This is a genomic window from Variovorax sp. J22P240 (genome assembly GCF_030316855.1).
GTDB lineage: Bacteria > Pseudomonadota > Gammaproteobacteria > Burkholderiales > Burkholderiaceae_C > Variovorax.
This window is the reverse complement of record NZ_JASZYR010000003.1, coordinates 20,205-37,975: the sequence shown is the minus strand read 5'-3', so window position 1 is coordinate 37,975 and position 17,771 is coordinate 20,205. Positions and strand designations below refer to the sequence as shown.

16 protein-coding genes are annotated in these 17,771 nt (G+C 66.9%); 11 read left to right on the top strand and 5 right to left on the bottom strand.

The window, feature by feature from the left end:
* Positions 1 to 17: 17 nt before the first annotated feature.
* A complete protein-coding gene (locus tag QTI24_RS10110) occupies positions 18 to 464 on the bottom strand; it encodes an acyl-CoA thioesterase (RefSeq protein WP_286600135.1) in 447 nt (148 codons plus the stop codon).
* 43 nt (positions 465 to 507) lie between these two features.
* Entirely contained in the window at positions 508 to 1,422 is a 915-nt protein-coding gene (locus tag QTI24_RS10105; RefSeq protein ID WP_286600134.1) for a LysR family transcriptional regulator, read from the bottom strand.
* 137 nt (positions 1,423 to 1,559) lie between these two features.
* On the opposite strand from QTI24_RS10105, the gene gtdA reads away from it, so the two are divergent.
* The 8 genes from gtdA (at position 1,560) to QTI24_RS10065 (ending at position 10,232) form a co-directional block, all read left to right on the top strand.
* Positions 1,560 to 2,630, top strand: coding sequence for a gentisate 1,2-dioxygenase (gene gtdA, locus QTI24_RS10100; protein ID WP_286600133.1), 1,071 nt, complete (start codon positions 1,560 to 1,562; stop codon positions 2,628 to 2,630).
* A 77-nt stretch (positions 2,631 to 2,707) separates the two neighbouring features.
* Complete coding sequence (locus QTI24_RS10095) at positions 2,708 to 3,412, top strand: fumarylacetoacetate hydrolase family protein (RefSeq protein WP_286600132.1); 705 nt, start codon at positions 2,708 to 2,710, stop codon at positions 3,410 to 3,412.
* A 25-nt stretch (positions 3,413 to 3,437) separates the two neighbouring features.
* A complete protein-coding gene (locus QTI24_RS10090; RefSeq protein WP_286600131.1) occupies positions 3,438 to 4,658 on the top strand; it encodes a 3-hydroxybenzoate 6-monooxygenase in 1,221 nt (406 codons plus the stop codon).
* Between the two features lie 41 nt (positions 4,659 to 4,699).
* A complete protein-coding gene (locus QTI24_RS10085) occupies positions 4,700 to 5,683 on the top strand; it encodes a Bug family tripartite tricarboxylate transporter substrate binding protein (protein ID WP_286600129.1) in 984 nt (327 codons plus the stop codon).
* Positions 5,684 to 5,755: 72 nt separating this feature from the next.
* Positions 5,756 to 6,733 (top strand): Bug family tripartite tricarboxylate transporter substrate binding protein, encoded by a 978-nt coding sequence (locus tag QTI24_RS10080; RefSeq protein WP_286600128.1) that lies wholly within the window; start codon positions 5,756 to 5,758, stop codon positions 6,731 to 6,733.
* On the top strand, positions 6,730 to 8,079 hold the full coding sequence (locus QTI24_RS10075; protein WP_286600127.1) for an FAD-dependent oxidoreductase: 1,350 nt from the start codon (positions 6,730 to 6,732) through the stop codon (positions 8,077 to 8,079). Before QTI24_RS10080 ends, QTI24_RS10075 begins: the two co-directional genes overlap by 4 nt.
* A 93-nt stretch (positions 8,080 to 8,172) precedes the next feature.
* Positions 8,173 to 9,090 carry an acyl-CoA thioesterase gene (locus QTI24_RS10070; RefSeq protein ID WP_286600126.1) on the top strand — a complete coding sequence of 306 codons (918 nt, stop codon included), beginning with the start codon at positions 8,173 to 8,175 and terminating at the stop codon, positions 9,088 to 9,090.
* Between the two features lie 29 nt (positions 9,091 to 9,119).
* Positions 9,120 to 10,232, top strand: coding sequence for an NADH:flavin oxidoreductase/NADH oxidase (locus QTI24_RS10065; RefSeq protein ID WP_286600125.1), 1,113 nt, complete (start codon positions 9,120 to 9,122; stop codon positions 10,230 to 10,232).
* A gap of 5 nt (positions 10,233 to 10,237) precedes the next feature.
* On the opposite strand, the gene QTI24_RS10060 is transcribed toward QTI24_RS10065, so the two are convergent.
* Complete coding sequence (locus tag QTI24_RS10060; protein ID WP_286600124.1) at positions 10,238 to 11,272, bottom strand: GlxA family transcriptional regulator; 1,035 nt, start codon at positions 11,270 to 11,272, stop codon at positions 10,238 to 10,240.
* 102 nt (positions 11,273 to 11,374) lie between these two features.
* Here QTI24_RS10060 and QTI24_RS10055 point away from each other — a divergent pair, with 102 nt between their 5' ends.
* On the top strand, positions 11,375 to 12,688 hold the full coding sequence (locus QTI24_RS10055) for a tetratricopeptide repeat protein (protein WP_286600123.1): 1,314 nt from the start codon (positions 11,375 to 11,377) through the stop codon (positions 12,686 to 12,688).
* Between the two features lie 10 nt (positions 12,689 to 12,698).
* Here QTI24_RS10055 and atpE read toward each other — a convergent pair whose 3' ends face one another.
* Positions 12,699 to 12,944, bottom strand: coding sequence for a F0F1 ATP synthase subunit C (gene atpE, locus QTI24_RS10050; protein WP_286600122.1), 246 nt, complete (start codon positions 12,942 to 12,944; stop codon positions 12,699 to 12,701).
* A 138-nt stretch (positions 12,945 to 13,082) separates the two neighbouring features.
* On the bottom strand, positions 13,083 to 16,136 hold the full coding sequence (gene uvrA, locus QTI24_RS10045; protein WP_286600121.1) for an excinuclease ABC subunit UvrA: 3,054 nt from the start codon (positions 16,134 to 16,136) through the stop codon (positions 13,083 to 13,085).
* 364 nt (positions 16,137 to 16,500) lie between these two features.
* Here uvrA and QTI24_RS10040 point away from each other — a divergent pair, with 364 nt between their 5' ends.
* Together QTI24_RS10040 and QTI24_RS10035 are read left to right on the top strand one after the other, a co-directional pair.
* Positions 16,501 to 17,130, top strand: coding sequence for a response regulator (locus tag QTI24_RS10040; RefSeq protein WP_286600119.1), 630 nt, complete (start codon positions 16,501 to 16,503; stop codon positions 17,128 to 17,130).
* Positions 17,131 to 17,274: 144 nt separating this feature from the next.
* Positions 17,275 to 17,730: a LapA family protein gene (locus QTI24_RS10035; protein WP_286600118.1), complete on the top strand. Its 456-nt coding sequence runs from the start codon at positions 17,275 to 17,277 to the stop codon at positions 17,728 to 17,730.
* The last annotated feature ends 41 nt before the right edge of the window (positions 17,731 to 17,771 follow it).

Below are 17,771 nucleotides of genomic sequence, written 5' to 3'. Positions count from 1 at the left end.
CTGCCCGACCCCCGCTGCTACGTCCCAGCGGCCGCCCGCGAAGCCTCGAGGTGCTGGCGCGCCCGCTCGGCCAGCGCCATTTCCCCCGGCGTGCCGGGCGTGAAGGCATCGACCGGCAGCGAACGCCCGTGCGAATCGACCGAGACGAAGACGACCAGGCATTCGGTCGTCTTTTGCATCTCGCCGCCCTTCATGTCGCCGCTGCGCACTTCGACGGAGATGTTCATGCTGCTGTTGCCGGTGTAGGCCAGCCGGGCCTCGACCTCGACCAGGTCGCCGATCATGATCGGGCGGTGAAAGCGGATGCTGCCGATGAAGACCGTCACGCAGTAGCGCTTGGACCAGCTGGTCGCGCAGGCGTAACCGGCTTCGTCGATCCACTTCATGACGGTGCCGCCGTGGACCTTGCCCCCGAAGTTGACGGTGCTGGGTTCGGCAAGAAAGCGCAAGGTGATAGAGGACATGAGGTGCCTGGGCGTTGAGTTGATCGGAAGGCGCCCGTGCCAATTATGCGAGCGCCGCGGCGGTCTTTGGCCCAAAGAGTTGCGCCACCGTGCGCCGCAGCCAGGCGTTGCCGGCGTCCGCGTGGAAGCGCTCGTGCCAGTGCTGCTTGACCGCGTAGGGAGGCAGCACGAAGGGCGTATCCAGGAGCCGCACCGGTTCCTGCGTCGCCAGCACTTCGCCGAGGATGCGCGGGACGATCACGATCAACTCCGTGTGCGCCACGATGCGCGCCACGCTCAGGAAGCTCGACAGCCGGGCCACCACGTTGCGCTCGATCCCCAGGCGCGTGATCGTCTTGTCGACGATGGCGTGGCCGGTGCCCGAGGACGAGATCACCGCATGCGCCTCGGCCTCGAAGCGCTTGCGCGTGAGCCGGGTGCCGATGCGGGGGTGGTTCTGCGCCACCAGGCAGACGAAGTTCTGCATGAAAAGCGTCTGCTGGTAGAAGCCGGCGTCGAGCTGCGGCATGAAGCCCACCGCCAGGTCGACCTCGCCGTCTTCCAGCCGGCGGCCGCTATCGGTCGAGATGATCTCGGTCTCGATGCGCACACCCGGCGCCACGCGCCGCAGGTGGTCGAGCAGGCCCGGCAGCAGCACCACCTCGCTGATGTCGGTCATGCAGATGCGGAAGTTGCGCCGCGCTTCGCCGGGATCGAAGCCGGCGCGGCTGCCGCGCGCCTGATCGAGTTGCGACAGCACTTCGCGCACGTGGACGACGAGCCGCTGGGCGTAGGGCGTCGGCTGCATCCCCTGCGCGGTGCGGGCGAACAGCCGGTCGTCGAAGTGGGCGCGCAGCTTGTTCAGCATGGTGCTGGCCGCCGCCTGCGCCATGCCCAGGCGGTCGGCGGCCTTGGAGACGCTGGCGGTCTTGTAGACCTCGTCGAACACGGCGAGCCATTCGAGATCGAGCTTGGACATCGGGACTTTTCCTGGGAATGCAGCAGGCCCCATTATCGAAAAACGATATTCCAGGTATTGGATGCAGGTCTTGAATAAATAGTGGGGGCGTCCAACAATCTGTCTATTGGCGGCCCACCGTCAGGAGACAAGACCCAATGAACACCGCCCCGCAAGCCGCGCGCACCGACGCCGCCGAACGCCGTGCCTACTACGAGCGCATTCGCCCGCTGAATCTCACCCCGCTGTGGGAGTCGCTGCACGCCCTGGTGCCGCGCGAGCCCCAGACGCCGTGCGTGCCCGCGCTGTGGCGCTACGACGAGATCCGCCCGCTGCTGATGGAGTCGGCCGAACTCATCACCGCCGAGGAGGCCGTGCGCCGCGTGCTGGTGCTGGAGAACCCGGCCATCCCGGGCCGATCGTCGATCACGCAGTCGCTCTACGCCGGGCTGCAGCTCATCATGCCGGGGGAAGTGGCGCCCTCGCACCGCCACGTGCAGTCCGCGCTGCGCTTCATCGTCGACGGCAAGGGCGCCTACACCACGGTGGCAGGCGAGCGCACCACCATGTATCCGGGCGACTTCATCATCACGCCGTCCTGGGCCTGGCATGACCATGGCAACGAGGGCATCGAGGGCGTGAGCGAACCGGTGGTGTGGCTCGACGGCCTCGACATCCCGATGCTGCGCTTCTTCGACGCCGGCTTCGCCGAGAACGACGACGCCAAGGTGCAGCACGTCGCGCGCCCCGAAGGCCACAGTCTGGCGCGCTTCGGCCACAACATGGTCCCTGTGCGGCACGACCACTGCGCGCCGACCTCGCCGATCTTCAACTACCCCTATGCGCGCAGCCGCGAGGCACTGGCCCTGTTGCAGAAACAGGAGGCGGCCGACGCCTGGCTCGGCCACAAGCTGCGCTACATCAACCCGCTGACGGGCGGCTCGCCGATGCCGACCATCGGGACCCACCTCCAACTTCTTCCCGCCGGTTTCGCCGGCAAGACCCACCGGGCAACCGATGGCGCCATCTACAGCGTGGTCGAAGGCCGAGGCGTCGCGGAAATCGGCGGCCAGCGCTTTGACTTCGGCCCGCGCGACACCTTCGTCGTCCCGTCATGGGCGCCGCTGCGCCTTTCGGCGAGCGAAGAGACGGTTCTGTTCAGTTTCTCGGACCGCCCGGTGCAACAGGCCATGGGCGTGCTGCGCGAAGCCTTTCTCAACGAGGGTTGAACGGTGGCCGCCGCTTGCGGCCCTGTCTCCCGGCCTTTTCCTTGATCGATGTGCCGCATGCCGCGGCAGGAGTACTCATGTCTTTCGTCGTTTCCCCTCCGGCCGTCGTCGGCCTTCCCGTGGCCGGCTCGGCCGACCTGTTCCCCGTGCGGCGCGTCTACTGCGTCGGCCGCAACTACGCGGCACATGCCCGTGAAATGGGCTTCGATCCCGATCGCGAACCGCCCTTCTTCTTCTGCAAGCCGAACGACGACGCCTCGATCGTGCCGGTGCCCGCGGGCAAGGCCGCGAGCATTCCCTACCCGGGCCAGACCGCCAACTACCACTACGAGGCGGAACTGGTCGTGCTGATCGGCAAGGGCGGCCGCGACATATCCGTCGATGACGCCGTGAACCACATCTACGGCTACGCCGTCGGCCTGGACATGACCCGCCGCGACCTGCAAATGAAGATGCGCGAGCAGGGCCGGCCGTGGGAGATCGGCAAGGCCTTCGACTTCTCCGCGCCGGTCGGCGTGGTGCGCCCGCGCATGGCGATGGGCGAAATGACGGACGGCGAGATCGTTCTGGAAGTCGACGGCGAAGTCCGTCAGAAGAGCAACATCCGCAACCTGATCTGGTCGGTGAGCGAGGTGATTGCCAACCTGTCGACGCTGTTCGCGCTGCAGCCCGGCGATTTGATCTTCACCGGCACGCCCGAAGGCGTCGGCGCGGTGAAGAGCGGCCAGACGATGAGCGTGCGCATCGACGGGCTGGAGCCCATTTCCGTGCGCGTCGACTGACATTTCTCCACCGGAGGCACACATCATGGGCACGACTTCCAACGCAAAACCCACCGTCCTGTTGGTGGGCGGCGGCATCGGCGGCATGGCCGCGGCGCTGTCGCTCGCACGGCTCGGCATCTCGGTCGATCTGCTGGAGCAGAGCGCCACGATCGGCGAGATCGGCGCCGGCTTGCAGCTCGGGCCCAACGCCTTCGCGGCGCTGGATGCGCTGGGCGTCGGCGACGCGGTGCGGCGCGGGTCCGTTTTCACCGACCGGCTCGTGATGATGGATGCCGTCGATTGCAGCGAGGTCGCTTCGGTGCCCGTTGGCGAGGCTTTCCGCGCGCGCTTTCGCAATCCCTATGCCGTGAGCCATCGCGCCGACCTGCATGGCGCGATCCACGAGGCGGTCAAGGATCATCCGCTGATCCGCTTCCACACCTCCGCGCAGGTCGAGGCGCTGGACATCGGTGTTCGCGGCGTGACCGCCGTCACGCGCGACGGCCGGCGCTTCAGCGCGGATGCCATCGTCGGTTGCGATGGGGTCAAGTCGGTGGTCCGATCGAAGCTCATCGGCGACGCGCCGCGCGTGTCGGGCCACGTCGTGTACCGTGCCGTGGTGCCGGCCGCCGACATGCCCGAGGACCTGCGCTGGAACGCGCCCGTGGTCTGGGCCGGACCCAACTGCCATCTCGTGCACTACCCATTGCGGCACGGCGAGCAATACAACCTGGTCGTGACCTTCCACAGCCGCGATCGCGAAGAGTGGGGCGTGAGTGATGGCAGCAAGAAGGAAGTGCTGTCGTACTTCGAGGGCGTGCACGCACGACCGCGCCAGTTGCTGGACCGGCCCACTTCGTGGCGCCGCTGGAGCACCGCCGACCGCGACCCGGTGGCGAACTGGAGCGAAGGCCCCGCCACGCTGCTGGGCGACGCGGCGCACCCGATGATGCAGTACCTCGCGCAAGGCGCCTGCATGGCGCTGGAGGATGCGGTGACGCTGGGCAAGGCTGTCGAGGCCTGCGACTTCGACTTGCCGGCCGCCTTCCGCCTGTATGCCGCGGCGCGCATTCCCCGCACCGCGCGGGTCGTGCTGTCGGTGCGCGAGATGGGCCGTATCTATCACGCCAAGGGCGTCGAGCGGCTGGTCCGCAACAGCCTGTGGACCGGCCGGACGCCGGAGCGCTTCTACGACGCGGTCGAGTGGCTCTATGCGTGGAACCCCGAACAGTGCCTGGCCGACGCGCGCCTGGCCGCCGCCTGATACTTCGCAGCCTTGCTCAACCACCCGGAGACAAACCCTTCATGAAATCCATCCTCTCGCTGATTGCCGGCACCGCCGCGGCACTGCTGGCGGCGACTGCTTCCGCGCAATCGCCGGCCGCCGACTTCCCGAGCAAGCCCGTCACCATCGTCACACCCTTCGCCGCCGGCAGCGGACCCGATGCGGTGCTGCGCCTGATCTCGGACAAGCTCGGCCGGCTGTGGAATCAGCGCGTGCTGGTGGACAACAAGCCGGGTGGCGGCGGCTTCATCGCCATCGAGCAAGTGCGCCGCGCGGCGCCGGATGGCTACACGCTGCTGCAGCTCGACAGCGAGCACATCGCGGCACTGCCGCACCTGTACAAATCGCGCAATTTCGTGACGCTGCAGCACTTCGATCCGGTGGCGTCGCTGTTCCGCACGCCTTTCTTCGTGGCGGTGCCGACCGATTCCAAGTGGAAGAACATGGCGGACCTCATCGCCTCGGCGAAGGAGAAGCCGGGTCAGGTCAGTTACGGCTCGTGGGGCGTCGGCAGTCCGGGCCATCTCGGCGGGCAACAGCTCGAAGCGTTGACCGGCACGCAGATGCAGCACGTGCCCTATCGCGAGGTGTCGCAGCTGTTTGCCAACGTCGGTTCGGGCGAGGTGCAGTGGAGCTTCGCGAGCATTCCGTCCAGCCAGGGCATCTACAAGGCCGGCAAGCTGCGCTACATCGCCATCGCGGCGCCCAAGCGCATCCCGCAGATGCCGGACGTGCCCACCATGGCCGAGGCCGGCGGGCCGGCGAGCCTGGAGGTCAATTCCTTCGTGTCGCTGCTGACGCCCAAGGGCGTGTCGCCCGCCATCAAGGCCCGGATCAACGCCGACGTCGCCAAGGTCATCGCCGACCCCGAGATCCGCGCGCGGTTCGACACCTTTGCATTCGAGCCGCTGGCTTGGTCCCCGGAAGAGATCCAGCGCAACGCCGAGGTCAAGTCGAAGATCTACGGGGAGCTGGTGCGTCGGGGCAACATCAGCCTCGAATGATTTTCTGACGTCTTGTTACGTGAGGGGCTTATCCTTCGTTCCCTCATGTCCCTTCCCCTCGCTTCACTTTCTATGCACGCATCCAAGAGAGCCTTCCTGATTGCTGCCTGCGGCCTGGCCGCGGGCGCGTTGCCATTGGCCGCTTCGGCGCAAGGCGCCCCGTGGCCCACCAAACCCGTTCGGCTCATCGTCGGCTTCCCCGGCGGATCGACGCCCGACATCGCTGCGCGCACCATCGCCGAGCCGCTCGCCAAGGCCCTCGGTCAGCCGGTGGTGGTCGACAACAAGCCCGGCGCGTCCGGCAACATCGCGGCCGACCAGGTGGCCAAGGCGACGGACGATCACACGATCGGCATCGTGATCAATGGCAACCTCACCTCGTCGAAGATGCTGTATCCCAAGCTGCCTTACGACCCGGGGAAGGACTTCACGTACCTGTCGCTGATCGCCACGGCGCCGCTGGTGCTGGTGTCGCAAAGCAGCCTGCCTGCCGGCGCGGCCTTCTTCGACGCCGCACGCAAGGGCGGCGACAAGTGGAGCTATGGCTCCGTGGGCGTCGGCTCGGTGGGCCATCTGGGCATGGAACTGCTCAAGAGCAAGGTGCCGGGGCTCAAGGCCGAGCACGTGCCCTATCAAGGCAATCCGCAGGTGATGACCGATCTGATCGGCAACCAGATCCAGATGGCGCTGATTCCGCCGGGCGTCGCGTTGCCGCAGATCAAGGCCGGCAAGGTGAAGGCTGTCGGCCTCACGAGCGGCCGCAGCACGCTGGCGCCGGACGTTTCGCCGCTGTCGGATGCCGGCGTGCGCGATTTCAATCTCGAGGTGTGGACGGCGCTGCTCGGCCCCGCGAACCTCTCGAAGACCGCGCAGGACCGCATCTCGAAGGAACTCGCGGTCATCATGAAGTCGCCGGAAGTGCGCCAGAAGCTGTTCGAGCAGGGCTGGCAGGCGGTCGGTACGTCGCCGGATGGCATGCGTGCACGCGTCAAGGAAGAGGCGGCCATCATGAGCCGCATCATCACTACGAACGGCATCAAGCTCCAGTGACCGCGCGAACAGTCATCGAGCCGCAACGAAGCTTGCCGGTCTTCGGCGAGTACGACGTCGTCGTGGTCGGCGGCGGGCCCGCCGGCATCGCGGCCAGCGTGAGTGCTGCGCGCCATGGCGCGCGGACCTTGCTGGTCGAGCGCTACGGTTTCCTCGGCGGCATGGGCACGGCCGGCGGCGTGACCAATTTCGCTGGCCTCTATGGCAAGCGCAACGGCGAGATGACGCAGCTCGTCCACGGCGTCGCCGACGACCTGCTTGCGCGCATCGACGCGATGGGCGGCTTGAACAAGCCGCAGGATGGCATGCAGGGGCGCATCCGCGTGCGGTCCTACGACACCTCGATCTACAAGTGCGCGGCCGACCAGTTGCTGCTGGATGCAGGCGTGGACCTGCTGTTCCATGCGTGGGCCGCGACCGTCGTGATGGACGGCAGCCGCATCGCGGCCGTGGTGATGGAGACCAAATCGGGACGGCAAGCGATCCTCGCCAACGCTTTCATCGACGGCAGCGGCGATGCCGACGTCGCGGCCTTCGCGGGCGTGCCTTTCGCCGTCGGCGACGGGCAAGGCAGCGGGCTCTTCCCATCGACGATGTTTCGCGTCGGTCACGTCGATGCGCCACGCGCGCTGGCGGCCGTCGGCGAATTCAAGGCCATCAACGATCTCATGGCGAAGGCACGCGAGCGTGACCCGGATGCGTACCGCTTCCCGCGCGAAGGCGCGATCCTGCGGCCGCAGATCGACCCTCGCGAATGGCGCGCCAATGTCACGCAGATCCGCAATGCAGAGGGCGGCGCAATGAACGGCGTCGACGCGCGACAGCTCAGCGACGGCGAGGTCGAAGGCCGCCGGCAGATCGGCGAGTACTTCCGCTTTCTCAAGGCCGAGGTGCCGGGCTTCGAGCAATCGGCGATCGTCGAGATTGCACCCCAGGTGGGCATTCGCGAGACGCGGCGCATCGAAGGGCTCTATGCGTTGACGGGCGAGGACATCCTCTCGTCCGCGCGTTTCGACGACAGCATCGGCATCAACGCCTGGCCAATGGAAATGCATGCCGCGGGCAAGATCGAATGGGCGTTCCCGCGCGACGACAACCGCACCTACAACCAGCTGCCCTGGCGCATGCTGGTGCCGCGCGGCGTCGACAACCTGCTGGTGGCCGGGCGCTGTGCGTCGATGACGCATGAAGGCCAGTCCGCGGCACGCGCCAGCGGTGGCTGCTTCGTGATGGGCCAGGCCGCGGGCACTGCCGCGGCGGCGCTGGGCAGCGGCAGTTTCGCGGCTGTCGAAGTGCCGAGGCTCCAGCAAAAGCTGGCCGCCGACGGCGCCGACCTCGACCGCTGAAGGCGGCCGGGTGACAGCCGCGGGACAGCGCTGCGGCTGTGTCTTTGATATCGTTGCGGGCTCTTCCCAGCTGCCTGCGACCGTTTTCCCCCGATGACTGATTCCGCCACCGCCGCCCGCCTCGTCGACGAACTCGTCGAACTGATGCGCCTTGAACCGCTGGGCAATGACCGCTTCCTGGCCCAGAGCGAGGACATCGGCACGCCGGCCGTGTTCGGCGGCCAGGTACTGGGACAGGCACTGATGGCGGCCAGCCAGACCGTCGCCACGGACCGCCCGGCGCACTCGATGCACGCCTACTTCCTGCTGCCCGGTGAACACGCGCCCATCGAATACGCGGTGGATCGCGTGCGGGACGGCCGCAGCTTCACCACGCGCCACGTCGTGGCGCGGCAGGGTGAGCGCATCATCTTCGAGATGTCGGCGTCCTTCCAGACGGTGGACGACGGCATGGACCATCAGCTTCCGATGCCGGAGGCCGCCGGCCCCGACGGCCTGCCCAGCGAATTGGACCAGCGCATCGCCCTCGGCGAGCGCCTGCCCGAGCGCTGGCGCGTCAAGGGTCTGGTGCCGCATGGCATCGAATACCGCCGCGTCGACCCCGACGATCTGCTCACGCCGGAGCCGCGCCCCTCGGAAAGCGCGATCTGGATGCGCGCCATCGCGCCGCTGCCGGACGATCCCAACGTGCACCGGGCGCTGCTGGCCTACGCCTCCGACCACGGCCTGCTGCGCGCCGCGATGCTCCCGCACGGCCTGAGCTTCATGAGCGGCAAGGTGCGTCCCGCCAGCCTCGACCACGCGATGTGGTTCCATCGCGATTTCCGCATGGACGACTGGCTGCTCTACAGCCTGGATTCGCCGAGCGCGAGCGGCGCCCGCGGGTTGTGCCGTGGCAGCATCTTCACGCGCGATGGTCGGCTCGTGGCGTCCACCGCGCAGGAAGGCATGCTGCGGATCCTGCGCGAGGGAAGCCCCTCGTCGAGCACCGGAGGCGCCGCGCCGATATAACGGACGGCTCCATCCCACCGGGTCTCCCCATGAGTGTCCTCTTCTCGCCTTACGCCTTGGGCCCGCTGCAGCTTCGCAACCGCATCGTCATCGCGCCGATGTGCCAGTACTCGGCGGAGAACGGCAACGCGGGCGACTGGCACATGATCCATCTCGGGCAACTCGCGCTCTCCGGCGCCGGGTTGCTGATCATCGAGGCGACGGCAGTGGAGGAGATGGGGCGCATCACCCCCGGTGATCTCGGCCTCTACTCCGACGACAACGAGGCCGCGCTGGCGCGCGTGCTGGCGGCCATCCGTCGTTATTCGCGCATCCCGGTTGCGATCCAGCTCGGGCATGCGGGTCGCAAGGCGTCGAGCCATGCACCGTGGGAAGGTGGCCAGTGCCTCTCGCCGGACGAAGGCGCCTGGCAGACCGTGGCGCCGTCCGCCATCCCGCATGCGCCTGGAGAGCCGCCGCCCGTTGCCCTCGATGCCGAAGGACTTCTCCGCGTGAAGGCCGCCTTCGTTCGCGCGGCACAGCGAGCGGACGCACTCGGCATCGACGCGATCGAACTGCATGCGGCGCACGGCTACCTGCTGCATCAGTTTCTCTCGCCGATCTCGAACCAGCGCGACGACCGCTACGGCGGCTCGCCCGAGAACCGCATGCGCTTTCCGCTGGAAGTGTTCGATGCGGTGCGTGCCGCCGTGCCGCAGCGCATGCCCGTCGGTGTGCGCATCTCGGCCACCGACTGGGTCGCTGATGGATGGGATGTCGAGCAGAGCATCGAGTTCGCGAAGACGCTCTCGCAGCGTGGCTGCAGCTTCATGCACGTGTCCTCGGGTGGCGTTTCGCCGCTGCAGAAGATCCCGTTGTCGCCGGGCTACCAGGTGCCGCTGGCGGAGCGCGTCAAGGCGGCGGTGGGCCTGCCGACCATCGCGGTGGGACTCGTCACCGAGCCTGCACAGGCAGAGACCATCGTTTCGGCAGGACAAGCCGATTTGGTCGCGCTGGCCCGTGCGATCCTGTTCGAGCCGCACTGGCCGTGGCGCGCTGCTGCGGAACTGGGTGCGCAGGTCGAAGCACCGCAGCAATACTGGCGTTCTCAGCCGCGCGAGTTGAAGGCCCTGTTCGGCGACACCCGCATCGGGCAGCGCTGAGCGGCTCAGGCGGAGCCTGACAGCGCCGCGCGCATGCCGCCGAAGCGCCGGCGGTACTGCGCCGGCGTGAGGTTCACGCTGCGCCGGAAGAGTCGGCCGAAGAAGGCCGCGTCGTCATAGCCCACCTCCTCGGCGATGGCCTCGATCCCGTCGACCGTGGTTTCCAGCAGATGCTTGGCTTCCTCGATGCGCAGCGTCTGCACGTATTCCATCGGCGTCATGCCGGTCGCGAGCTTGAAGCGGCGCTGAAACGATCGCTCCGCCAGTCCGCTGCGCCCCGTCATCGCGGCGACCGGCGCGGGGTGGGCATAGTGTTCGGCAATCCAGGCCTGGCAGCGTCCGATCACCGCGTCGTCCACCTGGCGTGTGCTCGCTACGCGGGCAAAGGGCTGCTGGCCCACGTGATGCCAGTCGATCAGGTTGATCCGGGCGACCTGCATCGCGGCCTCGATGCCGACGCAGCGCGCGATCAGGTAGAGCGCGAGGTCCATCCATGAACTTCCGCCGCCAGCCATCACCAGGCGTTGCCCTTCGCCCGAGGCAACCAGCGCGCGCTGCGGCCGCACGCGCGCGCGCGGGTAGCGGCGCTGCATCACATCGCAGAAGGCCCAGTGCGTGGTGGCGTCCTCGTCGTCGAGCAGACCGGCCTCGCCCAGCAGCATGGCGCCGGAGCAGGCCGTGGCGATGAGCGCGCCGCCGGCGTGGCAGCGCCGCACCCAATCCACCTCGGGGTCGAAGAGTCCGTCGAGCGGACCGTGCGGCGCGATCAGGAGTTCCGGCACGCAGACCACCGCGGGCGCGCTGACCTTGTCGAAGCCGTAGTGCGCTTCGATCGGCACGCCATTGGCGACATGCACCACACCGGCCTGCCTGCTGACGATCACCGGATCGAGGAGCGCGGGGCCGGGTTCGCCGCAGACCACCATCGGCCAGTCGCGGCCCGCGCTCTTGAAGAAATCGAACATCCCGTAGACCACCGAGGCCGCGCTCTCGGGCGTGACCAGGATGGCGATCTGCGGCAGATGGTTGTCGGCGGACATCGTCGGCAGTTGGCGGAATCGTCAGGCTTGTTGCGGGAATCGCTGCGGGCGATCGCGCGGTCCGAACTTACGCTTGTGCCGTCATTGATTCAAGGAGCAGCGATGAACCACTACGACGCGCGAGGCGAAGCGCTCTCCACCGAGCAGCTGGCCTCGGTGGCCGCCTACGAGCAGGCGCTCGACCTCTTCAACAGCTTGCGGCTCGACCCCGTCACGGTGCTGCAGCCGGCACTGGAGGCGGACCCGGACTTCATCTCGGGGCACCTGATGATGGCTGGGTTCATGCTCAGTGCCTTCGATGGGCAACTGCTGCCCGCGGCGCGCGCGAGCCTGGAGGCTGCTTCCGCCAGCCACCTTCGGCCGAACGTGCGCGAGCGTTCCTTCCAGGCCGCGCTGCAGCTTTGGGCGGATGGCGACCTGGGCCGCGCCAATCGCTTGCTCGGCCGCCATGTGATCGACCACCCGCGCGACCTTTTCGCGCTGCAACTCACCCACATGAGCGATCTTGTGCTCGGCCAGACCACGATGCTGCGCGACCGCGTCGGCCGCGCACTCTGCCAGTGGAAGGAGGGCGATGCGGGCTATGGCTACGTCCTCGGCATGCACGCCTTCGGCCTCGAAGAGTGCAACGAGTACACGCGTGCCGAATCGCTGGGCAGGCACGCGCTGGACCTCCATGCGCACGACACCTGGGCCGTGCATGCGGTGGCGCATGTGTACGAGATGCAGGGGCGGGTGGATGAAGGCATCCGCTGGCTCACCACCGGCACGGCGCACTGGCAGCAGGACAACGCGCTCGCGGTGCACAACCACTGGCATCTCGCGCTGATGCATCTGTCGAACGAAGACCCCGCATCCGCGCTGGCGCTCTATGACCGTGCGATCGCTCCGGGCGCTGCGTCGATGGCCATGGACCTGGTCGATGCGAGCGCGCTGCTGTGGCGGCTCGGTCTGCGCGGCGTCGACGTGGCTTCGCGGTGGACTGTGCTGGCTTCACGCTGGCGCGAGCAGGCCGTCTGGGGGTGGTCGGTCTTCAATGACGTACATGCGCTGGTAGCGTTGGTGGGCGATGGCGACGCCGCAAAGGTCGCGGCCGCACGCCGCGCCGTGGAGGCCGTGCCGCCGACGGCGCCCGCGCCATGGTGGAGCGAAGCGGGCAGCCTGTGCGAGGCAGTGACCGCATTCGGCGAAGGCCGGTACGCACACTGCGCGGAGTTGCTCTTGCCACTGCTGCCCGACACGCATGGCTTCGGGGGCAGCCAGGCGCAGCGCAGTCTCATCCACCTGACGGCGACCGAAGCAGCGCGCCGTGCCGGTGATGCCGCGCTGTGGCAGGCGCTGCGCAGCGAGGGGATGGCTCGAAAGACCTCCATCGCGCCGGTTGCCCACCACGAACGCCTCCTCAGAGCCGCCTGAGCGCCGCTTCTCACCCGCGGAAGGGATTGGCCGTGGCAAACCAAAGACCGATGCCGGTCGCGATGATGAAGGCGCTGTCCGTCACCCCCGCGATCAGGAAGAACAGCGTCTGCAGCGTGTCCTTGAGTTCCGGCTGCCGAGCCGTGCCTTCGAGAAGCTTCGACCCGACGATGCCGACGCCAATGCATGAGCCCACGGCGGCAATGCCGATGAGAAGCGCGACGGCGAGGGGGAGGATGTCGAAACCTGAGGTCATGGTGCTCTTTCGTGGCCTGGGATGTTCGGCCCGGTTGCTGCCGGCGCCACCCTGGCGCCGGCTTGCATCCAATGTCGTCGAGCACGTGCGCGGCGTCGATGACCTCGCAGGTCATGGCGGTGAAGCACCGCCGCCGTCTCAGCCCGGCAGCAGCCGCTTCAGGTAACGCCCGGTGTGGCTCGCCTCGTTCGCCGCGATGTCCTCGGGCGTACCGACGCCCACCACCGTTCCGCCGCCGGCGCCGCCTTCCGGCCCCATGTCGATCAGCCAGTCGGCGGTCTTGATCACATCGAGGTTGTGCTCGATCACCACGATGGTGTTGCCCGCATCGCGCAACTGGTGCAGCACCTTCAGCAGAAGCTCGATGTCCGCGAAGTGCAGGCCGGTGGTCGGCTCGTCGAGGATGTAGAGCGTGCGGCCTGTGTCGCGCTTGCTGAGTTCGAGCGCGAGCTTCACACGCTGCGCTTCGCCGCCCGACAGCGTGGTCGCAGCCTGGCCCAGCTTGATGTAGCTGAGGCCGACGTCGAGCAGGGTGCGCAGCTTGCGCTCGATGGTCGGCACGGCCTTGAGGAAGTCGTGCGCGGTCTCGACCGTCATGTCGAGGATCTGCGCGATGTTGCGGCCCTTGTATTGCACCTCCAGCGTCTCGCGGTTGTAGCGCTGGCCGTGGCACACCTCACAGGGCACGTACACATCGGGCAGGAAGTGCATCTCGACCTTCACGACGCCGTCGCCCTGACAGGCTTCGCAGCGTCCGCCTGCGACGTTGAAGCTGAAGCGGCCCGGGCCGTAGCCGCGCTCGCGTGCCGTGTTGGTCTCGGCCATCAGTTCGCGGATCGGCGTGAAGAGTCCGGTGTAGGTCGCGGGGTTGCTGCGCGGCGTCCGGCCGATCGGTGACTGGTCGACGTTGATGACCTTGTCGAAGTATTCGATGCCTTCGATCGCCTCATGCGCGGCGGGCTCCTCGTGCGCGCGATAGAGCGTGCGTGCCACCGCGGCGTAGAGCGTGTCGTTGACCAGCGTGGACTTGCCCGATCCCGAAACGCCGGTCACGCAGGTCAGGAGGCCGACCGGGAAGGCCACATTCACGTCCTTGAGGTTGTTGCCCGATGCGCCGATGACGCGGATCTCCTGCAGATCCGACTGCGACGCCAGGTGCGCGGCCTCCCGTGCCGCGCGCCGTTCCGCGGCGGGACTCTGCGGAAAGCGCGATGCCTTCTTGCCCTCGTTGAACGCCGGCTTGGCGACCACCGGCAGCCAGGGCGTGCGGCGTGCAGGCACCGCGATCTTCTTGACGCCCGAGAGGTATTGCCCGGTCAGCGAATCGGGACTGGCGGCGACGTGTTCGTAGGTGCCCTGCGCCATCACGCGGCCGCCATGCACACCGGCGCCGGGGCCCATGTCGATCACGTGATCGGCCGCGTGGATCATGTCCTCGTCATGCTCGACCACGATCACGCTATTGCCGATGTCGCGCAGATGCTTGAGCGTGCCGATGAGTCGGTCGTTGTCGCGCTGGTGCAGGCCGATGCTGGGCTCGTCGAGCACGTACATCACGCCCGTGAGGCCGGAGCCGATCTGGGAGGCGAGGCGAATTCGCTGCGCCTCGCCGCCGGACAGGGTCTCGGCGCTGCGGTCCAGACTCAGGTAGTTGAGGCCGACGTCGTTCAGGAACTTGAGTCGAAGTCCGATCTCGCGCACGACCTTGTCGGCGATCTCCGCCTTCGCGCCGCGCAGGTGCAGCTTCTGGAAGTACGCAAAGCTCTCGCGCAGCGTAGCGCGGCTGATCTCGTAGATCGCCATGCGCTGCTGCTCAGGGCCGGTGTCGTCGACCAGGAACACGTTGCGCGCCTCGCGGCGCAGGCGTGTGCCTTCGCAGTCGGGGCAAGGCTGCATGTTGCGAAAGCGCGAGAGGTCCTCGCGCACCATCGTCGAGTCGGTTTCGCGATAGCGCCGCGCCATGTTCGGGATGATCCCCTCGAAGGGATGCTTGCGCACCAGCTTCTTGCCCGCCTGCTGGCCGCTGTCCATCACGTAGGTGAACTTGATCTCTTCCTGCGCCGAGCCGTGCAGCACGGTCTGCTGGACGGAGGCAGGCAGTTCCTCGAAGGGCTGGTCGATGTCGAACTTGTAGTGCTTCGCCACGCTCTCCAGCATGCTGAAGTAGTAGCCGTTGCGCCGGTCCCATCCCTTGACGGCGCCGCTCGCGAGGCTCAGCGACGGAAATGCGACCACGCGTGCCGGGTCGAAGAACTCGCGATGGCCCAGGCCGTCGCAACTCGGACATGCGCCCACGGGCGAGTTGAAGGAAAAGAGGCGCGGCTCCAGTTCGGCCAGCGAGTAGTGGCAGATCGGACAGGCGAACTTGGCGTTGAAGAGGTGCTCGTGTGCCGGCTTCGGCGCGGGCGCCGATTCGGGCTCGCCGGCGGGGGCGTCCATCTCGAGTGCGATCGCGCGGCCGTCGGCCAGCCGCAGCGCCGCCTCGAAGCTCTCGGCCAGCCGCTGCTGCATGTCGGGACGTGCGCGCAGGCGGTCGATGACCACGTCGATGTCGTGCTTCTCGGTTTTCTTGAGCTTGGGCAGGTCGTTGTATTCGTAGGTCTGCCCGTCGACGCGGAAGCGGATGTAGCCCTGCGCCTGCATCTCGGCGAAGAGCTCGAGGAACTCGCCCTTCTTCTCGCGCGCCACCGGCGCCAGGATCATGAGGCGCGGCTCGTTCGGGATCGCGAGGGCGGCGTCGACCATCTGGCTGACGGTCTGCGCTTGCAGGGGCAGGTGGTGGTCGGGGCAGTAGGGCGTGCCGGCACGGGCGTAGAGCAGCCGCAGGTAGTCGTGGATCTCCGTCACCGTGCCCACGGTCGAGCGCGGGTTGTGGCTGGTGGCCTTCTGCTCGATGCTGATCGCGGGCGACAGGCCCTCGATCACATCGACGTCCGGCTTGTCCATCAGCTGCAGGAACTGCCGCGCATAGGCCGAGAGGCTCTCGACGTAGCGGCGCTGGCCTTCGGCATAGAGCGTGTCGAAGGCCAGGCTCGACTTGCCCGAGCCCGACAGGCCGGTGATCACCACCAGCTTGTTGCGCGGAATGTCGAGATCGACGTTCTTGAGGTTGTGCGTGCGCGCGCCGCGAATGCTGATGCGTTGCTGCGCGAGCACGGCGCCGAGGTAGGCGTCATCGGAGGGGAAATTCACGGGCGGTCGGTCCTGGGCAACCGGACATGATAAGTCCCCGGCGTTCTCGGGGCCCGCGGGAGGAATCGTCGGGGTCGGTGTGTCCTCCGGGCTCACCGGCAACGCAGAGCAGGACCGGCTGCGACGCTGAGATTCATTCTCGAATCGAGGAATATTCTTGAAATCTTCCTCGGAAAAACCTGCAAAGGGTTCCCGATACGGTCGGCCAGGCGAGCTCGCCGCTATGCTTCGGCGCTGCGAGCCATGTCTTGCACCCACACAGAGGCGACGCTCATGTCAAAGGGCCAGCCAGAAGGTTCGGAAATCGAACCGGTCACCTTTGTGGGACGCAAGGCGCGGTTCTTTTTCAGCACAGGGGATAAAAATGCACTCAGTCGTTCTAGTCGATGATCATCCGGCCATTCGGCTGGCCGTCCGGTCAGCCTTGGAGGCCACCGGCAAATTCAACGTAGTCGCCGAGGCGGGCGATGGACCGTCGGCGCTGGCCACCATCCGCGAACACCATCCCGACCTGGTGATTCTGGATGTCGACCTGCCGCGTTTGAACGGGCTCGACGTGATCGAGCGCGTGAGAAATCTTCAGCGCCAAACCAAATTGATCGTCCTGTCGGGCCAGCAGGAGTCGATTTTTGGCGCCCGTGCCGTGAAAGCCGGCGCCAACGCCTTCATCAGCAAGACGGCAGACCTGGAGCGCGTGGTCCAGGCCTCCTACACCGTGTTGTCCGGCTACAGCATTTTTGCGACTTCCGTCCTGAAGGACCACGCCAGCTTGGGAGACGGAAAGCCCGGGACTTTGATCGAGAGTCTTTCCGATCGTGAATTGACTGTATTGCAATACCTGGCCCGCGGTCTGAGCAACAAGGAAATCGCCGAGACGCTGCTCATCAGCAACAAGACGATCAGCGGCTACAAGACGCGAATCTTTGAAAAACTGAGCATCTCCACGCTCGTGGAACTCGTAGATTTCTCGCGTGCGCATTGTCTGGTTACCTGAACCTTCCATGGTGGCTGCTCGAAAGATCGATCGCAGTGCCAGAACCGTCTCATGGACGCGCAGGGGCGGAGTTCATAAAGTCAGACCGCTGGACTGTTCACAGGGCCCGCCCTCTACGACGGAAGAAACTGAAGAAGGAATGCAATGGGAGTAAGAACAGGCGTGTTGCTCATCGTCATGATGCTGATCGCGGCACTCGCCGCCCTGAACTGGGGCACCCTGTCCGCGCCGGTCGTCATGTCGGTCGGATTCATGCACGTCACGGCGCCGCTGGGCCTGGTCATGCTGGCGCTGACGGTGCTGTTGGGTGTCGTCTTTGCGACCTACGTGGTGTATCTGCAGAGCTCGATGCTGCTCGACGCGCGCCGGCAATCGAAGGAAATGCAGGCCCAGCGCACGCTCGCTGACAAGGCTGAGGCTTCGCGGTTCACTGAGCTGCGCAACTTCCTGGAGTCGCAGGAGAACGCCCACATGGAGCGCAATGCCGAGCGCCATGCCTCGCTGCTCGCACGCGTCGAGCAGGTCGAGGCAACGATCGGGTTGCGCTTCGAGCTGTTGGAACGCGCGATTTCCAGCCGGGCCGAGGCACTGAAGGCTTAACGGCAAGCCCGGGCTCAAGCAAACTGCGGGTTGTCCAAGAA

Bases quoted from the DNA above. Each gene is read 5' to 3' on its own strand.
- QTI24_RS10110 (WP_286600135.1), bottom strand. From the start codon at position 464: ATGTCCTCTATCACCTTGCGCTTTCTTGCCGAACCCAGCACCGTCAAC.
- QTI24_RS10105 (WP_286600134.1), bottom strand. From the start codon at position 1,422: ATGTCCAAGCTCGATCTCGAATGGCTCGCCGTGTTCGACGAGGTCTAC.
- gtdA (WP_286600133.1), top strand. From the start codon at position 1,560: ATGAACACCGCCCCGCAAGCCGCGCGCACCGACGCCGCCGAACGCCGT.
- QTI24_RS10095 (WP_286600132.1), top strand. From the start codon at position 2,708: ATGTCTTTCGTCGTTTCCCCTCCGGCCGTCGTCGGCCTTCCCGTGGCC.
- QTI24_RS10090 (WP_286600131.1), top strand. From the start codon at position 3,438: ATGGGCACGACTTCCAACGCAAAACCCACCGTCCTGTTGGTGGGCGGC.
- QTI24_RS10085 (WP_286600129.1), top strand. From the start codon at position 4,700: ATGAAATCCATCCTCTCGCTGATTGCCGGCACCGCCGCGGCACTGCTG.
- QTI24_RS10080 (WP_286600128.1), top strand. From the start codon at position 5,756: ATGCACGCATCCAAGAGAGCCTTCCTGATTGCTGCCTGCGGCCTGGCC.
- QTI24_RS10070 (WP_286600126.1), top strand. From the start codon at position 8,173: ATGACTGATTCCGCCACCGCCGCCCGCCTCGTCGACGAACTCGTCGAA.
- QTI24_RS10065 (WP_286600125.1), top strand. From the start codon at position 9,120: ATGAGTGTCCTCTTCTCGCCTTACGCCTTGGGCCCGCTGCAGCTTCGC.
- QTI24_RS10060 (WP_286600124.1), bottom strand. From the start codon at position 11,272: ATGTCCGCCGACAACCATCTGCCGCAGATCGCCATCCTGGTCACGCCC.
- QTI24_RS10055 (WP_286600123.1), top strand. From the start codon at position 11,375: ATGAACCACTACGACGCGCGAGGCGAAGCGCTCTCCACCGAGCAGCTG.
- atpE (WP_286600122.1), bottom strand. From the start codon at position 12,944: ATGACCTCAGGTTTCGACATCCTCCCCCTCGCCGTCGCGCTTCTCATC.
- QTI24_RS10040 (WP_286600119.1), top strand. From the start codon at position 16,501: ATGCACTCAGTCGTTCTAGTCGATGATCATCCGGCCATTCGGCTGGCC.
- QTI24_RS10035 (WP_286600118.1), top strand. From the start codon at position 17,275: ATGGGAGTAAGAACAGGCGTGTTGCTCATCGTCATGATGCTGATCGCG.